Origin of the sequence: Kosakonia sp. YIM B13571, from assembly GCF_042788095.1 — a bacterium.
GTDB lineage: Bacteria > Pseudomonadota > Gammaproteobacteria > Enterobacterales > Enterobacteriaceae > Kosakonia > Kosakonia quasisacchari.
Genome location: NZ_JBHZPL010000001.1, coordinates 194036 through 212258, shown reverse-complemented (window position 1 = coordinate 212258; position 18223 = coordinate 194036). Strand labels below are relative to the sequence as shown.

Annotated in this window: 18 protein-coding genes and 1 tRNA gene; 8 read left to right on the top strand and 11 right to left on the bottom strand. The window is 47.2% G+C overall.

The genetic code is table 11. From position 1 onward, the window contains the following. The first annotated feature begins 80 nt into the window (after positions 1-80). A complete protein-coding gene (matP, locus tag ACFX4O_RS01095; RefSeq protein WP_380206691.1) occupies positions 81-533 on the top strand; it encodes a macrodomain Ter protein MatP in 453 nt (150 codons plus the stop codon). A 77-nt stretch (positions 534-610) separates the two neighbouring features. On the opposite strand, the gene ompA is transcribed toward matP, so the two are convergent. Then, complete coding sequence (ompA, locus tag ACFX4O_RS01090) at positions 611-1660, bottom strand: porin OmpA (protein WP_086871964.1); 1050 nt, start codon at positions 1658-1660, stop codon at positions 611-613. Between the two features lie 367 nt (positions 1661-2027). Beyond that, positions 2028-2537: an SOS-induced cell division inhibitor SulA gene (sulA, locus tag ACFX4O_RS01085; RefSeq protein WP_380206688.1), complete on the bottom strand. Its 510-nt coding sequence runs from the start codon at positions 2535-2537 to the stop codon at positions 2028-2030. 218 nt (positions 2538-2755) lie between these two features. Between sulA and ACFX4O_RS01080 the strand changes: the two genes are divergently transcribed. Then, the gene (locus ACFX4O_RS01080; RefSeq protein WP_380206686.1) at positions 2756-3376 is read left to right on the top strand and encodes a TfoX/Sxy family DNA transformation protein; all 621 of its coding nucleotides are present in this window, start codon (positions 2756-2758) and stop codon (positions 3374-3376) included. Here the strand turns inward: ACFX4O_RS01080 and yccS are convergent. Beyond that, entirely contained in the window at positions 3370-5499 is a 2130-nt protein-coding gene (gene yccS / locus ACFX4O_RS01075) for a YccS family putative transporter (RefSeq protein ID WP_380206684.1), read from the bottom strand. The genes ACFX4O_RS01080 and yccS overlap by 7 nt on opposite strands. A 17-nt stretch (positions 5500-5516) precedes the next feature. Next, entirely contained in the window at positions 5517-5963 is a 447-nt protein-coding gene (locus ACFX4O_RS01070; RefSeq protein ID WP_380206682.1) for a YccF domain-containing protein, read from the bottom strand. A 122-nt stretch (positions 5964-6085) separates the two neighbouring features. On the opposite strand from ACFX4O_RS01070, the gene helD reads away from it, so the two are divergent. Further along, entirely contained in the window at positions 6086-8140 is a 2055-nt protein-coding gene (gene helD, locus ACFX4O_RS01065) for a DNA helicase IV (RefSeq protein WP_380206680.1), read from the top strand. 30 nt (positions 8141-8170) lie between these two features. Here the strand turns inward: helD and mgsA are convergent, their stop codons facing one another. Further along, on the bottom strand, positions 8171-8629 hold the full coding sequence (gene mgsA / locus ACFX4O_RS01060) for a methylglyoxal synthase (protein WP_380206678.1): 459 nt from the start codon (positions 8627-8629) through the stop codon (positions 8171-8173). A gap of 137 nt (positions 8630-8766) precedes the next feature. On the opposite strand from mgsA, the gene ACFX4O_RS01055 reads away from it, so the two are divergent. Beyond that, positions 8767-9180, top strand: coding sequence for a CoA-binding protein (locus ACFX4O_RS01055; protein WP_380206676.1), 414 nt, complete (start codon positions 8767-8769; stop codon positions 9178-9180). A 28-nt stretch (positions 9181-9208) separates the two neighbouring features. On the opposite strand, the gene hspQ is transcribed toward ACFX4O_RS01055, so the two are convergent. After that, positions 9209-9526, bottom strand: a complete 318-nt coding sequence (gene hspQ / locus ACFX4O_RS01050; protein ID WP_017456235.1) for a heat shock protein HspQ — start codon at positions 9524-9526, stop codon at positions 9209-9211. A 60-nt stretch (positions 9527-9586) separates the two neighbouring features. Beyond that, positions 9587-10777 carry a 23S rRNA (cytosine(1962)-C(5))-methyltransferase RlmI gene (gene rlmI / locus ACFX4O_RS01045; RefSeq protein WP_380206673.1) on the bottom strand — a complete coding sequence of 397 codons (1191 nt, stop codon included), beginning with the start codon at positions 10775-10777 and terminating at the stop codon, positions 9587-9589. 92 nt (positions 10778-10869) lie between these two features. On the opposite strand from rlmI, the gene yccX reads away from it, so the two are divergent. Then, on the top strand, positions 10870-11151 hold the full coding sequence (gene yccX / locus ACFX4O_RS01040; RefSeq protein WP_380206671.1) for an acylphosphatase: 282 nt from the start codon (positions 10870-10872) through the stop codon (positions 11149-11151). On the opposite strand, the gene tusE is transcribed toward yccX, so the two are convergent. Together tusE and yccA are read right to left on the bottom strand one after the other, a co-directional pair. Continuing rightward, on the bottom strand, positions 11148-11477 hold the full coding sequence (gene tusE, locus ACFX4O_RS01035; protein ID WP_380206669.1) for a sulfurtransferase TusE: 330 nt from the start codon (positions 11475-11477) through the stop codon (positions 11148-11150). The two genes, yccX and tusE, sit on opposite strands and share 4 nt — an antisense overlap. 88 nt (positions 11478-11565) lie before the next feature. Beyond that, complete coding sequence (gene yccA, locus ACFX4O_RS01030; RefSeq protein ID WP_131411041.1) at positions 11566-12225, bottom strand: FtsH protease modulator YccA; 660 nt, start codon at positions 12223-12225, stop codon at positions 11566-11568. 272 nt (positions 12226-12497) lie between these two features. Here yccA and ACFX4O_RS01025 point away from each other — a divergent pair, with 272 nt between their 5' ends. Both ACFX4O_RS01025 and ACFX4O_RS01020 read left to right on the top strand, forming a co-directional pair. Further along, positions 12498-14126: an ABC transporter substrate-binding protein gene (locus ACFX4O_RS01025; RefSeq protein WP_131411043.1), complete on the top strand. Its 1629-nt coding sequence runs from the start codon at positions 12498-12500 to the stop codon at positions 14124-14126. 133 nt (positions 14127-14259) lie between these two features. Beyond that, a tRNA-Ser gene (locus tag ACFX4O_RS01020) sits at positions 14260-14347 on the top strand. A 216-nt stretch (positions 14348-14563) separates the two neighbouring features. Here the strand turns inward: ACFX4O_RS01020 and ACFX4O_RS01015 are convergent. Both ACFX4O_RS01015 and ACFX4O_RS01010 read right to left on the bottom strand, forming a co-directional pair. Further along, positions 14564-15046, bottom strand: coding sequence for a hypothetical protein (locus tag ACFX4O_RS01015; protein ID WP_131411045.1), 483 nt, complete (start codon positions 15044-15046; stop codon positions 14564-14566). Continuing rightward, positions 15039-15896, bottom strand: coding sequence for a transcriptional regulator (locus ACFX4O_RS01010; protein ID WP_380206666.1), 858 nt, complete (start codon positions 15894-15896; stop codon positions 15039-15041). Before ACFX4O_RS01010 ends, ACFX4O_RS01015 begins: the two co-directional genes overlap by 8 nt. Before the next feature lie 664 nt (positions 15897-16560). Here ACFX4O_RS01010 and ACFX4O_RS01005 point away from each other — a divergent pair. After that, positions 16561-18204 (top strand): ShlB/FhaC/HecB family hemolysin secretion/activation protein, encoded by a 1644-nt coding sequence (locus tag ACFX4O_RS01005; RefSeq protein WP_380206664.1) that lies wholly within the window; start codon positions 16561-16563, stop codon positions 18202-18204. Positions 18205-18223 lie beyond the last annotated feature (19 nt).

Here is an 18223-nt window from a genome sequence, read left to right as displayed (position 1 = left end):
CCGGGGTAGTGATTTCTTTTCAGCAGAGTTGGAAAAAACTGATATTCTGAACTGAGTTACACGGTCACGTTGAGAGCGCAATGAAATATCAACAACTGGAAAATCTCGAAAGCGGCTGGAAATGGAAGTATCTGGTAAAAAAGCATCGTGAAGGGGAATTAATCACGCGCTACATAGAAGCCAGTGCCGCTAAAGACGCGGTCGATTTATTGTTGACACTCGAAAATGAACCCGTACAGGTCAATGACTGGATTGGGCAGCATATCAATCCGGCATTGATTAACCGGATGAAGCAAACTATCCGCGCCCGCCGCAAACGGCATTTCAACGCCGAACATCAGCATACGCGTAAAAAATCGATCGACCTGGAATTTGTGGTCTGGCAGCGTCTGGCTGGGTTAGCGCAACGCAGGGGAAAAACGCTTTCTGAAACGATTGTCCAGCTGATCGAAGATGCTGAACACAAGGAGAAGTACGCATCTCAGATGTCCACGTTGAAACATGACCTGCAGGCATTACTCGGGAAAAAATAGGTTTGGGGATTATCCCTACATATAATTTCAGGCAATAAAAAACCCCGCCGATGAGCGGGGTTTTTTTAGACGGAAACTTAAGCCTGCGGCTGAGTTACAACGTCTTTGCTACCTTTAACTTCGATCTCAACGCGACGATCCGGTGCCAGGCAGTCGATCAGCGCTGCACGCGGTTTCACGTTGTCACAGGTGCTGCCGGTAACCGGGTTGGATTTGCCCATGCCACGTGCGGAGATTTTGTTAGCCGGGATACCTTTAGAAACCAGGTAATCAACTACGGATTGTGCACGTTTCTCAGACAGACCCTGGTTGTAAGCGTCAGAACCGATACGATCGGTGAAGCCCAGAACCACTACGGAACCGTCTTTCGGATCCAGGTTGCTCAACTGACCATACAGCTGATCCAGCGCCTGCTGACCTTCCGGTTTCAGCGTCGCTTTGTTGAAGTTGAACAGAACGTCAGACTTCAGAGTGAAGTGCTTGGTCTGTACTTCCGGAGCCGGAGCCGGGGCCGGAGCAGCCACTACCGGAGCAGCATCTTCCTGCTGGCCGAAGCGGTAGGAAACACCTACGCTCAACATGCCGTTATCCGGACGAGCACCAACGGTGCTTGCATCACCGATATTGTTAACCCACTGGTATTCCAGGCGGGTAGCGATGTCGCGGGTAACTGCCCATTCAACACCACCAGCGAAGACCGGGGAAACACCGGTATCGTGATCTTTGAAGCCCTGGTTGTTCTGAGCATCTGCACGCCAAACCATACCACCCAGACGAGTGTACAGGTCCAGATCGTCAGTTACCGGGTAACCCAGTTTAGCCGTCAGTTGAACGCCCTGAGCTTTGAACGCGCCGTTAACGGTGTCGCCTTTGTACGGCATACGACCCAACCAGTCATAGCCCAGTTCGAAACCTACGTACGGGTTAACCTGGTAGCCACCGAACGCACCAGCACCCAGTTGGCTTTCGTGGGTCGGGCCATCGTTCTGCCATACCGCACCTTTGTCATGATACTGGGACCAACCCAGTTTACCACCTGTATACCAGGTGTTATCTTTCGGAGCGGCCTGCGCTACGGTAGCGAAACCAGCCAGTGCCACTGCAATCGCGATAGCTGTCTTTTTCATTTTTGCGCCTCGTTATCATCCAAAAATCGCCATGGGAATCTCTGTTGAGAAGCCACGGTTAAATCCTTCACCGGGGGCATTGCTCACTGACAACTCTGCAGATATCTTTACCGATATCTTTGGCTTATGCCGAGCACCCCTGGCGATGTAAAGTCTACAACGTAGTTGGAAACTTACAAGTGTGAACTCCGTCAGGCATATGAAAAAAAAGGCTTTGTATACACAATATTTAACACTTCTGATTAATATTTCGCCACGGCTCTTTCCGTACAAAGCGCGCTACACAGGCTTTCGCGCTGTATTTTGACGATAAATTTTAAGCCCTGCCCTTACGCAAAAATTATCCTAGGAAAACTCTTAAATTTACTCAATGATACAAATTCGAGTGAATTTTTATCCCAGAAAGCTGTCTCGCAGCCAGAGGATCGTGGCGTATTGGGCGCATAACGAAGCCTATCGCATTGCCTTCTTCTGCCGCCATAGCTAATAGTCTAAGTTCCTCAGCCGTCAACTCTTCAGAATGCCAGCCAATAACAACGCTATAGTTGCCGGTGCGCAGTGCCTTGATCATTGAGTCCAGCGTTACGCTTGGAGAGAGCTGGTTCACCTGCATTACCTTGGTGAGGGGTAACCCAGCGGATTGCACCCACTCACGGCTGAGCTTTTGTTGAGGCGTCAACCACAGCTGCCAACGGGATTGTTGCCCGAGTTGCTGCAGCAAAGGCAGTAAAAGCAGCTGCGTCATCCAGGGCTGGTCCTCACGATAGACCATTTCGCTAATCAGCCCGGTAGTGATGCTGGAGGTCTCAACGTGATTCAATTTGTTGAGTGTAGAAGCGAGTGTTGTCGAACGATTAGCATAGCCTGAAGTGTACATAATCAATCCAGCCCTGTGAGTTACTGTATGTTTATACAGTAACCTTTGCATGCTCAGAGATCAACCTCATTTTCTGAAACTATCTCGCATTTTTGTTTCGTCCCCGTCATGTAATGAAAAATTTGCTTGCTGTCTTGCTCACAGTTGCCTATGTTCCTGCATAATGGTTTCACTAATCGCAAACTACCTTTTACTACGTGATTTATAAGGGAAAAATCATGGAAGACCTATCTTATCAACGGATATATCAGTCGCGCGAATACCTCATGCCTCTCGGAACAATTTGTCACCGCGCTCATTTTGGCGGTTACAGCTTGTCTGTGGATAAAACTGTTTTCGCGATGGTTGCCGAGGGGGAACTCTACCTTCGAGCATGTGACGAGAGTGCGCAATACACGGTTACGCAAGATGCTCCTTTGCTGGTATTCAACAAACGCGGGCGTCAGGTTTCGTTAAATTACTACTACGTTAGCGAGAGTTTGTGGCGCGATCGCTCGCTACTTCTGCAACTTTCGGCACTTTCACTCGATGCTGCCCGGCGTGATAAAGATCGGCGCAGTGCCAGGACGCGGTTGCGCGATCTGCCTAACCTAACTTTTCAACTTGAAGCCCAACTCCATGAAGCAGGTGTTCTGGATGCACATACATTGCGAATGCTTGGGGCGAAAGTTTGTTGGCTTAGATTGAGAAAAACAAATGAGCATCTGAGCGCAAAAGTGCTTCTCGCACTGGAGGGCGCAATTGTTGGGCTTCATGAGGCTGCGTTACCGGCGCCTCGACGCCGGGAACTGATGGAGTGGTTTAAGGGGGTTTTGAAGAAAGGCGCAAACCCTTATTGAGTGATTTGGCTTTTCAGCCGGCTGACTTCAGGCAATAAAGCGATCAGCAGGCCAATCTGTTGCAGTACCAGTGGCTCTTTGCTATCCGGGCGCGGTTCCAGATGTTTAATGCGTTGGGATAGATCGACAAGGGTATCCTGAACACGTTTTTGGTCTGCTGGTAGGTGATGCAGGGCATCGTCAACATAGCAGACTGCATCATCAAGCAAACGTAGAATATCCGGCTGGGATAGCTGCTCACGATGTGCGCCAAGTGCGGAAATATAACTGGTAAAGGTATGATTCAAACACAATAAACGGAACGCGGCATCGCGAAGTTCAGGTGAGGTTCCGGGTTCGGAAGACATATTTGAAACGACCGATGCCAGTTCCGCGTCACGGTTATAAGCATTACGTCTGGCGATGCGGTAAGCAAGACGGTTATCGCGTCCCTGATGGTATTGTTCAAGAATGGCATCAAGGTAGCGGCAGTTCGCGTCGAAGGCTTGCTCTGTGACACGGGGCAGGTGTCGAAAACGCCAGTCCGGCCAGATAAAACTCACCGCCGCCCAGGCGATAGCACAACCTATGAGCGTATCAAGAATACGGGGAAGCGCGACTTCAAATCCTTCGCCCAGTAAGTTAAAGCACAACAACACCAGCAATGTAATAAACATCGTGGCATGAGCGTATTGCACTGTTCGGAATGTGAAAAACAGAACGCCGGTGATGACAATGAGTATCAGTTGCCCTTCATGTGATGGAACGAAGTAAAGTACCGGCAATCCGATCGCAACCCCAATCAGCGTACCAATTACGCGCAGCCTCAGGCGGTGGCGAGTGGCGTTATAGTTAGGCTGGCAGACAAACAGACTGGTCAGCAAGATCCAATAACCATGCTGTAGCCCCGTTATTTGGATAAAAGCATAGCCGATACATAACACCACCGACATGCGCACTGCGTGGCGAAAGAGTGCGGATTCGGGCGTCAAATTATTACGTAACCGCTGCCGTATGTCGTTAAAACCACTCAGGCTATCGTCCGAAAGCTGATTTTCAGTGTCATTTGATAATGCGTGCTGTGGCTGCCCGGATTCAATAGTTGCTAACTGAGCGTCAATAGCCCTTAGGTTATCCAGAAGAAAACCAAGTGCTTTTATATGCTCCTGAGGCGTGATGCCATTGGCACGAAGGCGATCAAGTGCCGCGTCAAGGTGGGTAAATGCCCGTTCGAAGCGAGTATCGTGTTGATACGGAGTGCGTAGCAAAATGGCGCGTGATAACTGAGCGCACGCATGTGATTGCATGGAAAGTAAGCGCTGAAAGCGGAACATCACGTCGCTATAACGAAAGTGTTCGCGCAGTGTTTGATATTGGATATGCGACGAACTGGCGCGTTCGTGAATATCTTGCGCCGCAAAATAGTAATGCAATGTTTGACGTGTGCCGCGCTGCCCACGATCTCCGCGCAAACGCGTGAGCAACGTGGCTTTGGTTTGATTGAGCGTGTTCACTAACTGGCCATTCGCCAGTGCTAAATCATAGAGCGGCGCCTGGCTATCATCTTCAATATCCGGATCGAATAGACGTGATTTCAGTTCAAGGTATTGCGCCAGTTGTTCATAGCAACGCGCCAGATTGTCTTGTAGAGCGCGAATGGGGAAAACCAGATGTCCAACCAGCGTCAGCAAATTAAACCAAATGGCACCGGCCAACAGCAGTAGTGGTTGCTGATACCACTGTTCGAAAAGGGAAATCCCCAGCATGGTGTAGACCGCAATGAGCAGTGCCCCAAAAGCAATGGTGGCGTAACGCTGTCCAAGCCCGCCAAGCAAGATGAAGCCAATGGTGGATGTCACTAGCCCAAGCGCAAACAACCATGGCCACGGGAAGAGTAACTCCACGGATGCAGACGCAATAAAAAAGCACACTAGCGTAATTATCAGGTTTTTCAGACGCCCCGTCAGGCGGTCATCCAGATCGGCAAGTGCGGCGGCAACGACGCCAAGCGTTAACGGGATGGTCAGTTTCACCTCGCCGAGTAGCCAGGGCAGCAAAGCAGTCCCGCAAAGCGCAATAAAAATTCTGACGTTATAGAGCCAGGCACTGTTCCATGTATAACGGCGAAGCAGAGGACTTAACATAATGGCAAGCGATCCGATTATTGAAAGCGACGATGCGCATTGGCTTCACGGGCTGCGCGAGCGGTTTCTACAGATACCACCCGACGGCCAACTGGCCACAGTGCAATCGCAGCGATTTTAAAGTTCGCGACGCCAACGGGAATGCCGATGATGGTAAGACACTGAGTAATACCGGCGGTAATATGCATAATGCATAGCCACCAGCCAAACAGAACAAACCAGACAATATTCAATAATGTCCCACCCGCATTTAGCAGGCTGTTTTTGCTCTGCGGTTCGAGTTCATCAATGTGAATGGCTTCATTTCCCCAGGGGATAAGTGAGAGCTTTGTGATTTCCCAGCAGGAACGCGTCAACGGCAGAGTGATAATGAGCAGGGCGCTAATTATTGTAGCGAGTAGCCACCCGAGTGTAGTGGCGAAACCACCAAGCACAAAATTTAGAATATTCAAAACAGTACGCATAAAACCTCAGTACAAACCGGTCGGTAGTGAATGCCGGTAATTGTAACGATTATTTGGGCTGGAGCGCCAATTCTCTGGCAGGTAAACTGGCAATTATTGTCACAAGTTGAGAACGATAAGTCATGGAACTGAAAGCGACCTCACTGGGAAAACGTCTGGCGCAACACCCTTATGATCGCGCAGTCATTCTGAACGCCGGCATTAAAGTGGCAGGTGACAGACACGAATACCTTATCCCGTTCAATCAGTTGTTGGCGATTGAATGCAAGCGTGGGTTGGTGTGGGGAGAGATGGAATTTCAGCTTGCCGACAACAAAGTAGTTCGTCTTCACGGAACGGAATGGAGCGAAACACTGCATTTTTACCATCTCTTAAATGAGCGCTGGAACCGGTGGAGCGCGGAAATGAGCGAGGTCGCTGCCGGGGTTTTATCTGAGCAACTGGCGCTGATTTCCGGGCGTATTGAGCCAACGAAATGGCTTACCCGCAAGCAACTTCAGGGGGTACAGCAGCAATTGCAGCAGGCGTTTGCTGCGTTGCCGATTCCAACAAGCCGATTACCGGAGTTTGATAATTGCCGTGAGCTTTGGCGTCAGTGCCAGTCGTGGTTAACGGATGTTGAGAAGCGCCGGACACAGCACAATCAAACTTATACTGAAACGATGGTTACTCAGTACGCCGCTTTTTTTGAGCAAGTTGAAACATCTCCTTTAAACCCGGCGCAGGCGCGGGCCGTGGTCAACGGTGAGCACTCTTTATTAGTGCTTGCTGGCGCGGGGAGCGGAAAAACCTCGGTTCTGGTAGCCAGAGCTGGCTGGTTGCTGGCTCGCGGCGAAGCCTCGGCGGATCAAATCCTGCTGCTTGCGTTTGGTCGCAAAGCTGCCCAGGAGATGGATGAGCGTATCCAGCAACGGCTACATACCGAAGAGATTACCGCGCGCACTTTTCATGCGCTGGCGTTGTATATCATCTCCCAGGGAAGCAAAAAGGTGCCCGCGTTAAGCGAGCTGGAAAATGATACGTCGGCTCGCTTGTCCTTGCTAACAGACACCTGGTGCCAGCAGTGCAGTGAAAAGAAAGCACAGGCGAAAGGGTGGCGTCAGTGGCTGGAAGAAGAGATGGAATGGGAAGTCCCTGAAGGCAATTTTTGGGAAGATGCAAAATTGCAACGCCGCATCGCTCCACGTCTCGATCGTTGGATTGGGCTGATGCGTATGCATGGTGGTGCACAGGCGGAGATGATCGCTGGCGCACCAGATGAAGTTCGTGATCTGTTCAGTAAACGCATTAAATTGATGGGGCCGATCTTAAAAGCATGGAAAGCCGAGCTAAAGTCTGAAAACGCCGTCGATTTTTCCGGGCTGATTCATCAGGCGATCAATGTGCTTGAAAAAGGGCGTTTTATTAGCCCATGGAAGCATATTCTGGTTGATGAATTTCAGGATATTTCACCGCAGCGCGCAGCTTTGCTGGCTGCGTTGCGTAAGCAAAACTCGCAAACAACTCTGTTTGCTGTCGGTGATGATTGGCAAGCTATCTACCGTTTCAGCGGCGCGCAACTTTCCTTAACCACCGCTTTCCATGACTATTTTGGTGAAGGTGATCTCTGCGCACTGGATACGACTTATCGCTTCAATTCACGCATTGGTGAAGTGGCAAATCGTTTTATTCAGCAGAATCCATGGCAGCTTGCAAAACCACTGAACAGCTTGAAAACAGGCGATAAAAACGCAGTGACGCTGATGGCGCAGGATCAGCTGGATGCGCTATTAGATAAACTCAGCGGATATGCAACGCCAGAAGATAGGATTCTGGTTCTGGCGCGTTATCACCATGGAAAACCTGCCGTTCTGGAGAAAGCAGCCACCCGCTGGCCGAAACTTCAGCTCGATTTTACGACTATCCACGCCAGTAAAGGGCAACAAGCGGATTATGTAATTGTGGTGGGTCTGAAAGGGGGCGCGGATGGTTTTCCTGCCCCGGCGCGTGAATCCATTATGGAGCAAGCCTTGCTGCCGCAGGCGGAAGAGTTCCCTGATGCGGAAGAGCGGCGATTGTTGTACGTGGCGTTGACGCGCGCACGCCATCGCGTCTGGCTGTTGTTTGATAAAGATGAACCGTCACGCTTTGTCGACACGTTAAAATCGCTGGATGTGCCAGTCGCGCGAAAACCGTGAAACGAAGGCGGCCGCTGCGGCCGCCAGCACTTATTTCAGACGCTCAGCGAGGTAACGTTGGTAGTCCGGAATGAGGATGTCGACGCTGTGATTAAACTGCGGAGAGTCAATAATAAAATCAGCGGTAGATAAATTGGTTGCAACCGGAATATTCCACACCGTTGCAAGACGTAAGAGGGCTTTCACGTCAGGATCGTGCGGGACAGCATTAAGCGGGTCCCAGAAGAAAATCAGTACGTCGATTTTGCCTTCTGAAATCAATGCGCCGACTTGCTGGTCGCCGCCCATCGGGCCGCTCAGCATGGCGTTGACTTCAAGGCCGGTTGCTCGCTGAATCAAATTTCCGGTTGTACCAGTCGCATAGAGCTCATGCTTGGCCAGTACAGGCTGGTGACGTTCTACCCATTTCATTAATGATTGTTTGCAGTGGTCGTGTGCGACCAGTGCAATATGTTTGCGCACGGGTAAGGTGCGAGTGGTTGATTCCATAATCCGCTTCCGTCAGTGATTTTCGCTACAGATTACTGGAAGCGTCTGATGCTGCAAGAGAAGTGGATAAAAAAATCTGAAAATGGTCGAGTGGGTCTGTTTGATTTACACTTTGGTGACATCGCCGGGAGGAAAACATGAAAGAAATCGATATTGCCGCTATTTTACAGTCGACCCAAACTATTGCGTTGGTTGGTGCGAGTGATAAACCCGATCGACCAAGCTATCGCGTGATGAAGTATTTGTTGGATCAAGGCTATCATGTGATTCCCGTCTCGCCGAAAGTAGCAGGTACTACCCTACTTGGGCAGCAGGGCTATGCAACGCTTGCCGATGTGCCAGAAAAGATCGACATGGTGGATGTTTTTCGTAATTCGGAAGCGGCGTGGGGAGTTGCTCAAGAGGCGATTGCCGTTGGCGCGAAAACGCTTTGGATGCAATTAGGGGTGATTAATGAACAAGCCGCCGTGCTGGCGCGTGAGGCGGGGTTAAGTGTAGTGATGGATCGCTGCCCGGCGATTGAGATCCCGCGGCTCGGTCTGGCGAAGTAAAAAATACCCCGCATCTGGCGGGGTATTTTTAGTTGCGCAGGCGCGGAGCCTGAAGCTGTCGGCGAATGGTACGCGCCAGTTCGTCCATGGATGGCTGCTCCGGATGTTCATCCGTAATTTCGCTTGTCAGCTGCGCTTCTGCCAGGTATGTGTGCACTGGCTGGCCATCATCATCTTCCATCACGACATGATACCAGGGCAGTGCGCGGAGTTCGTCGTTCACCGCCAGTTCGTCTGCTGACGGCTCGTCCAGTGAATACTCAGGATCGATATCGACCACTACGCCAAGATACCCCAGCAGTGAGTGGCGAACTTGCTGACCGATACCGAATTTGCTGGCAATCATTGTCACCTCCCGGGAACCTTACATACCCGCAGATATGCGGGCGCGGTTCCAAATTTCAAGTTACATAACGCGGCAGGCAAACCCTTTCAGATACAGCCCTTCCGGGTAGGTAGCGATCACAGGATGATCGGCGGCCTGACGGAACTGTTCTATAAATTGTACATCACGACCAGCATCTATTGCGGCGTCAGCTATGATTTTCTGAAATAAATCGGTGGTCATCAAACCGGAACAGGAGAAAGTAAGCAGCACACCACCGGGATTCAGGAGCTGGATCGCCAGCATATTTATATCCTTATAGCCGCGACATGCGCCCATCAACTGGCTTTTGTTTTCCACGAACTTTGGCGGATCCATTACGATGACATCGAAAGTTTCGCCCTGATCGCGATATTTACGCAGCAGTTTGAATACGTCGTCGCGAACAAATTCTGCTTTGCTTAAATCCAGCTCATTCAGAGTGATGTTCTTTTTTGCGACATCCAATGCTTCCTGCGAAGTATCGACACTGACGACCTGGCGGCATCCGCCCATCAGTGCGGAAACGGCAAAGCCGCCAGTGTAGGAAAAGCAGTTTAATACGCGCTTGTCTGCCACATAGCGACGTGTTGCCAGCCGGCTGTCGCGCTGATCGAGGTAGTAACCGGTTTTGTGCCCGCCCTGAATATCGACAAACAACTTCATGCCGTGCTCTTTGATAGGCAACAACGCGGGCGGCAGTTCGCCAGCCACCAGCCCTTGCGCGAGTTCCAGACCCTCTTTTTTTCGCACGGCAACATCGCTGCGATCGTAAATTGCGCATTGTGGATAGAGAGACTGGAGCGCTGAGATAATGGCTGGACGCTGGTATTCTGCGCCGGCGCTAAGAAGTTGAAGGACAAGAAAATTACCGAAACGATCGATGGTTACGCCTGGTAACCCATCTGATTCACCAGCAATCAGTCGATAGCTGTCCAGACCATCGCGTTGCGCCAGCCAATCTCGCCACTGCTGCGCTTGCTGTAGGCGGCGGGTGAAGAACGCGATATCAATGCTTTCATTTTTATCGAAAGTCCAGACGCGAGCACGAATTTGCGATGCAGGAGATAATGCTCCACGCGCCAGCCACTTGCCCTGATGATCGACAATATCAACCGTTTCACCGAGGCTGGCTTTGCCTTCCATTCGCGCGACAGCGCCGGAGAAAATCCAGGGATGACGGCGCAGCAATGATTTCTCGCGCCCTTTGGCTAACACTAAACGTACACTCATATTCGGCTATTCTATAAACTGAAGAAAATGGGCGCTATTGTCACGGGTTCACCGGGCAAATGCAACGAGCCTGAGTAGAAAGGGGGTCAAAGATGGCATATGTCTGCACAATTGCCTGGGTACACGGAATGGTGCAGGGCGTCGGGTTTCGCTATACCACACAGCACGAAGCGCAGAGGCTGGGTTTAACGGGGTATGCACGTAACCTTGATGATGGCAGCGTCGAAGTGGTTGCGTGCGGCGACGAACAAGCGGTGAATCAGCTGATTGCGTGGCTAAAAGCGGGTGGACCGCGTAGTGCCCGGGTTGATAGAGTTCTTGCTGAACCGCATCAACCCGGCAGGGAATGGACAAACTTCGGTATTCGCTATTAGATGCACTTCACCGGTTTTGGTAAACCAGCGATCTTTGTCGCCTGTTTAGCAGGCCCTTTTGGAAACAGGCGGTACAAATAGCGGCTGTTGCCTTTCTCTTCGCCGAATTTATTCGCCATCGCTTTTACCAGCATGCGAATGGCGGGAGAAGTATTGAATTCCAGGTAAAATTCACGCACAAATTGCACCACTTCCCAGTGCTCAGGAGAGAGGATTATGTTCTCTTGCTCTGCGATGAGAGGCGCTAAGGTTTCACTCCACAGCGTAGTGTCCTTTAAATAGCCTTCGCTATCGGTTTCGATTTCTTTACCTTCAAAGATCAACATAATTTTTCGCAGCGTTAGTCAACAACGGCGGGAGTGTAGCAAAAAACAAAGCCCCGCATAAGCGGGGCTAAGCGGGAATCAGTCTTGTTTAATCTCGGTTGGCGAAACCCAGAATACTCAACAGGCTGACAAAGATGTTGTAGAGCGACACATAAAGACTGACAGTGGCGCGGATGTAGTTGGTTTCACCGCCGTGAATGATATTGCTGGTTTCATACAGGATAGCGCCGCTGGAAATCAGGATGAATACGGCGCTGATAGCCAGGTGCAACGCGGGCAACTGCAAGAAGATATTCGCGACCATCCCGATCAGCACCACCACTACGCCTGCCATCAGCATGCCGCCGAGGAAAGACATATCCTTGCGTGTTGTTAACACGTATGCGGAACAGCAGAAAAAGACCAATGCGGTGCCGCCGAGTGCCAGGCCAATCAGATCTCCCATTCCGGCTGAGAGGTAAGCATTAAGCATTGGCCCCAAGATATAGCCGAGGAAACCAGTGAACGCAAATGCAGCCAGGATACCGGTCGGTTTGTTCGCCAGTTTATAAGTTAGAAACATTAAACCGTACATCCCAACGAGTGTCAGGATTAGGCCCGGAGAAGGCAACATTAATACGGTGCTAGCAGTCGCCGTAATTGCGGAAAACGCCAGCGTCAAGCTTAAAAGAAAATAGGTATTACGCAGGACTTTGTGCGTACTTAGCAGGGAATTGCCGTCACGCGATGAAGTAATAATACGATCCATGAGTCACTCTCTTATGACAGATGTAATTGATTGCAGAGTCTAAAAAAGTCTCGCTTGCTGACAAAGTTGTTTTACCCATCTTTACTCATAAAGCAGAAGTGCTGACACAGTGTTTCATGCGAAGGAATGAGCACTACACAGCATAAAGGGATAAATGTGAGAGAGATCCATATTGGTGTCTTATATGTCACTGAAATCTATTGCTATATAACTATTGGGGCGCTAAGAGTGTAATCGCGTCGTGACAATGTATATTACTAAGGCGAAAGGACATGAAACCACAAACACGTAACCACATTGCACTTTCATTATTGACTATCGGCATTCTAAGCGCGTGTTCTGGCGCGCTTGCAGCGACGATACCCGAAGGAACAACGCTTGCTGAAAAACAAGAGTTGGTGCGTAACAATGGCAGCGAACCCGCATCGTTGGATCCACATAAGGTGGAAAGTGACGTCGAGTTCAACATTATTAGCGACATTTTTGACGGGTTGGTTGCAGTTAAGAAAGATGGATCCATTGAACCTCGACTGGCGGAAAAATGGGAGAATAAAGATAACACGGTTTGGATTTTCCACTTACGCCCGGGAATAACATGGTCTGATGGTACTGCGATCACGGCAAAAGATGTGGTCTGGAGTTGGCAACGTTTAGTCGATCCGAAAACAGCATCCCCCTATGCCAGTTATCCAGGAAATATGCATATCGTTAATGCTGCTGATATCGCACTAGGTAAAAAAACGCCTGATACGCTTGGTGTGAAGGCGTTAGATGATTCAACGCTGGAAGTCACTTTGACACAACCTACGGCATCCTTTTTGCCGATGCTGGCGCATCCATCTTTGGTTCCGGTAGACAGCGTGTTGATCAATCGTTTTGGTGATAAATGGACAAAACCGGAACATATAGTCACTAGCGGTGCCTATAAGATTACCGATTGGGTCGTTAATGAACGCATTGTTGCCCAACGCAATACCCGCTATTGGGATAATAAAGCGACGGTGATTAATAAGGTCACTTATCTTCCTATCAATGCTGAAACTGCGGATGTTAACCGTTATAAAGCTGGTGAGATTGATATTACCTACACTATTCCTGTGAACCAGTTTACCCAGTTAAAGAAATCATTAGGCGATCAGGTGCATGTTGCTCCACAACTGGCGACTTATTATTACGAGTTTAATACCACTAAGCCGCCATTTAACGATCCTCGAGTACGCCGTGCGCTCAACATGGCGTTGGATAAAGATGTCATCGCGGATAAAGTGATGGCGCAGGGGCAGCGTCCTGCATGGGTCGTCAGCCAGCCGGAAATTGGCGGTGTGAAAATAGCTTCACCAGATTACGCGTCATGGCCACGGGAAAAACGACTTGCCGAAGCGAAAAAACTCCTTAATGAAGCTGGCTTCAATGATACACACCCACTGAGTTTTAGCCTTCTGTATAACACGATGGAAACACATCAGCGGATTGCGATTGCTGCCAGCTCAATGTGGCAGAAAAATCTTGGTGTTAATGCAAAACTACAAAATCAGGAATGGAAAACCATGCTTGATACTATGCATACGGGTAATTTCGATGCGGTACGGTATGCATGGATTGCAGACTATGCTGATGCGGCAACTTTCCTGAATAATTTCCGTACCGGTGACAGTGAAAACACAAGTAAATATAGCAATCCGGCGTATGACGAAGCGCTGAAAAGTGCAGCGAAAGCGAAGGATATTACTGAACGTGGTAAATATTATCAGCAGGCAGAGGACATACTCGGAGAGGATGTTCCGGCAATCCCGGTATATCATTATGTTCGTACGCATCTGGTGAAGCCTTGGGTGGGTGGTTTTGCGCCCGATAGCTTGGGTGTCTACTTGACAAAAGATTTGTACATTAAGAAACACTGATCTAGATGCGCTGAATAAACGGTCATAGTGCTGGTATTTCCATCTAACAGCACGGTTTTGATGGTTTTTCAGGCAAACAAACATTCCCGGGCTTTACATGAGACTCGAGGATGTTTATAGTGCGCCTCACACCGGAAGTGTGGCCGAGCGGTTGAAGGCACCGGTCTTGAAAACCGGCGACCCGAAAGGGTTCCAGAGTTCGAATCTCTGCGCTTCCGCCAAATATAAAGCCCCAGCTTACTAAGTAAGCTGGGGCTTTTTTATTCCGGGCAAATCACCTGTGGTTACATTCAGCAATCACTCTTAGTAAGTGGATAGGGCAATGTGTGAATTGCACTTATGCACAAGCAGTTCTGTTGTTGATATTAAAGACGAAAGCAGGGGAGGACTGGTTTCGTCATCCCCATCATGCAAATTTAAAGGCTCTCGCTCCACTTTTAGCGGGCGCAAAAGAAAAGGGGCCGTTTACCGATGGTGAAAAGAAATCCTTGCGATCCTTGGGGATGGATTGAATACGTGATGCTTTTATTAGGATAAACGTAAAAACTGGGTAAAACAGTCGCGATGACTTTATCCGGCAAGGTTTCTAAGCTATCGACTTTGTTTATGCCGGATGACTGAAAAGTGTAAGTGCCGCGATTTTCGGTCCAGGTAAAGGAGATATCTCTTCGTATAGTGCCTTCTGGGTGAGCGTTTTCAAGGTAACTTCCGCTTACTGAAACGATTCCACTTCTTTTTTCTTTATTGTACATAAAATCGAATGTAATGTTGGCTTGTGTTCCTTTATGAAAAACAATCATAGAAGCGCTGCAACTTTCAGCACTTCTGTTTTTTATAAGCAACGAGTAATAAAGATATCCCGCTACAATCCCTACACTTATAAAAAACAGGCTTAAAAAGAAGATTGTTTTTTTAGTCACCGTTTACTCCCCTGATTAAAAGTGAAATGCATCCTGACGATAATGTTGTCGAGAATTTACTCTTGCAGACTAAAGCAGCGAGTGATGGTGAGGTCGGTGATGTTGGAAAATAGATCCAGGGATAGTTTTTACAATTCAAACCGGAGTCTTTAATAAGAGATTTATATTTAAGATAATATTCGTTGTTATCATGACTATCATCCTTAGTGTAGAAATGGCAACCGTCTTCCTTTTCAATAAAGCTATAACTTTCAAAAAAAGCAGCATCGTTGTTAATACTCCATGTTAGGTAAACTACGAGCAAGCCTATGATAAATGAGGCTGTAGCTGCAAAAATTCCATTCGACATTGCAGACGACTTTTTTTTCTTAATCGCAAAAGTGTCTGTCTCAGCGGGAAGATCTTGCTTGTTCAGCACATCATCGTTTGGTTGGTTAAGCACTTCAGTAATGTTAAGAGTTGTTTGATAACGGGTAGTAGAAACAGGAAAAGGTGTGGCCGGTTCGTTATCATTTCGCCTTGAGATTTTTACGCTATCATCTATCTGAAAACCTTTCCGGGGAATGGTTGCAATAAGTCTTCTGTCTGTCTCACCTACAGCGCGCAGCCCACGGCGAACAATAGATATATTCTGGTAGAGTGTATTCGTTGGAACTAACATTCCTTCTTCTTCCCAAACTTTCTTAAAAAAGTCTTGTTGAAGTACAATATCTGGAGATGCTTCAAGCAGTAAGAGAAGGCAACGGCTGGCTGGTGATGTTAGCGTAACGTTCATTTCGGGATTATTTACTGAGGACAGTCTTTTCATTCCCGGCCTGAATTCTATGTTGTCGTTGATAATCCAGTACATATATATTCCAAAGCAGCCAGAGGCTGTGTCCATTATTAGCAATGTATGTAATAGGTTAAAATATTATGATATCAATTTCAGCATAACAATAGATGCATTGCTATGTTTTTTACAACAATTAATGTCGTCAGCCAGAGAATTTTATCGTAGATTGATTAATAGCCAGAGTTGTTGATACTAAAATTCTAAAAAATCTTTTAAAGTTAGGATGATGCCTCTGGGAGCTTTAGAGGGAAATATATCTTAAACTGAATTTTGTTGCTTTAAGGTCCTATTTAAGATAGCAGGAATAACGAGTTTTTCTGGCGAGAATATATATTTATAAAATATATGATTGTTGGATGCTAACGGAATCATGTTTCGTTATGTGGTGCTTAAGGCTGGTGGTGGCTAGGCTCTCTAGGAATAAATGTATTAGCGTTACATTACATATAGAGATGGTGGTTAGATCACCAATCATTAAACTAGCAATGTCAATAGTTAATCAATTTAAAGCATAAGTAGTGATTATATATGAAATCAATAACGTTACCGCGTTAACAATATTTGATATTTAATGAATATTGATTTTGTTTTTTAAGGATAATTAAGTTGTTTTGGCTGTAGTGATGAAGATAATTGTAGAAGTGAAAGTCGTTCTGGTACTTTTAATTTTCTAGAGGTAATGGAAATCAAATTTTACTTTTTAGTTTTCATTTTGCTATGTAGTGCTCGTGCATATGCTGATACTCAATTTTCGCGACTAGCCAAAGAGCAGCAAAAAAATGATAATAATGCCGCTCAAGAAAATCGGATTGATAAAAAAGATGTTTTCTCGGAAGTTGAAGATAAAAATGTTATAGATTTTGAGTTGCCATTTGAAAAAGATTGTTACCCTGTTACAGAACTCATCCTCGAAAATGAATTTTTAGATAATAGAGTGATTCGAAGCATAAAGGATGAGGTCTCGAATAGTTGTCTTGAGACGAAAGGTATTGAGTACGTTGCGACAAATTTGCAAGATTATTATATAAAGGCCGGGTATGTAACAACGCGCGTGAACATTCCTGTTCAAAATTTAAAAACAAAAAAGTTACAGCTGAAAATTATAGCTGGGATGATCGGTAACGTTATCATCGAAAATGATGACGTCAGAAGCTGGATCCTGCCGTTTACATCAGGTGATATTCTCAATTTGCGAGATATTGAACAGGGCCTGGAAAACATGCAGAAAGTGCCCGGTGTTAATATTAAGATCAATATCGTGCCTGGAAATAGCTATAGCCATAGCGATATCGTTATCAATACTAATCGTAAAAAATTATGGAATATCAGGGCGACGTATAACAACTGGGGCGATCGAAGCACAGGAAAGATGCTTACTGGTATTTCAGGTTATTTGTACAATTCTGCAAGGCTTGGCGATCTTTTCTATTTGTCTGGTACCAGCAGTACAACAGGTGGATATAAAAGCATCAGCACTTTTTATAGCTTACCTGTAGGTTTTTGGGACTATGAGGTTTTCTACAGTAGCAGTATGTCACGCCAGCGTGTTGGACTGAGTTATTGGAATTTAGACTATCAAGGAAAAAATCAATACCTTAGTTTGAAAGGAACCCGAACTTTTTTTCGAAATATGGATGAAAAAATAACCGGGAGTGTAGAAATATTAAGGCGTAGATCTGCGTATCAATTAGGTGGCGTGGATTTAGCTCTGCAAGAACGTGATATGAGTAATCTTCGCCTTGGGTTAAATTTTAAACAAAACTTCCAGGATGCGACGCTAGACTCCTCCCTTAGCTGGCAACGTTTTATGACTTGGCTAGGTAGCGAGAAAACGCCAGATATGGAATCTGGGGATGTAAGTTCTAAAAGCCAAGTTTTTAATCTGAATACAAATTATGTGAAATGGTTCAACGCTGAGGCTTTGCACTATTATTATGAATTGAATATGGGTGCTCAATTTTCGCAAGTGCCGTTAACATTACAAGATCAATTTACAATCGGTAACCGTTGGAACGTTAGAGGGTTTGAAACCAGTGCAGGATTAGATGGAAATAAAGGGTTTTATATCCAGAATACATTCCATTTCCCTATCGGGAATTACAGTTCTGAATTATATTTTGGCGCGGACTATGGGCAGATTATGGGTGAAATATACCCACAAAATACTTTTGGTGACAAAAGGATAATTGGATCAATCATTGGGGTTAAAGGAACAATTAAATCATTAGGATATGATGTCTCTTTATCCTCTCCCTTAATGTACCCGGTTGGTCTCGTTGAAGATCAATTTATATCTAATTTTAATATAACTTATCAACTGTAATTTTATGGTAAAGCTAGGA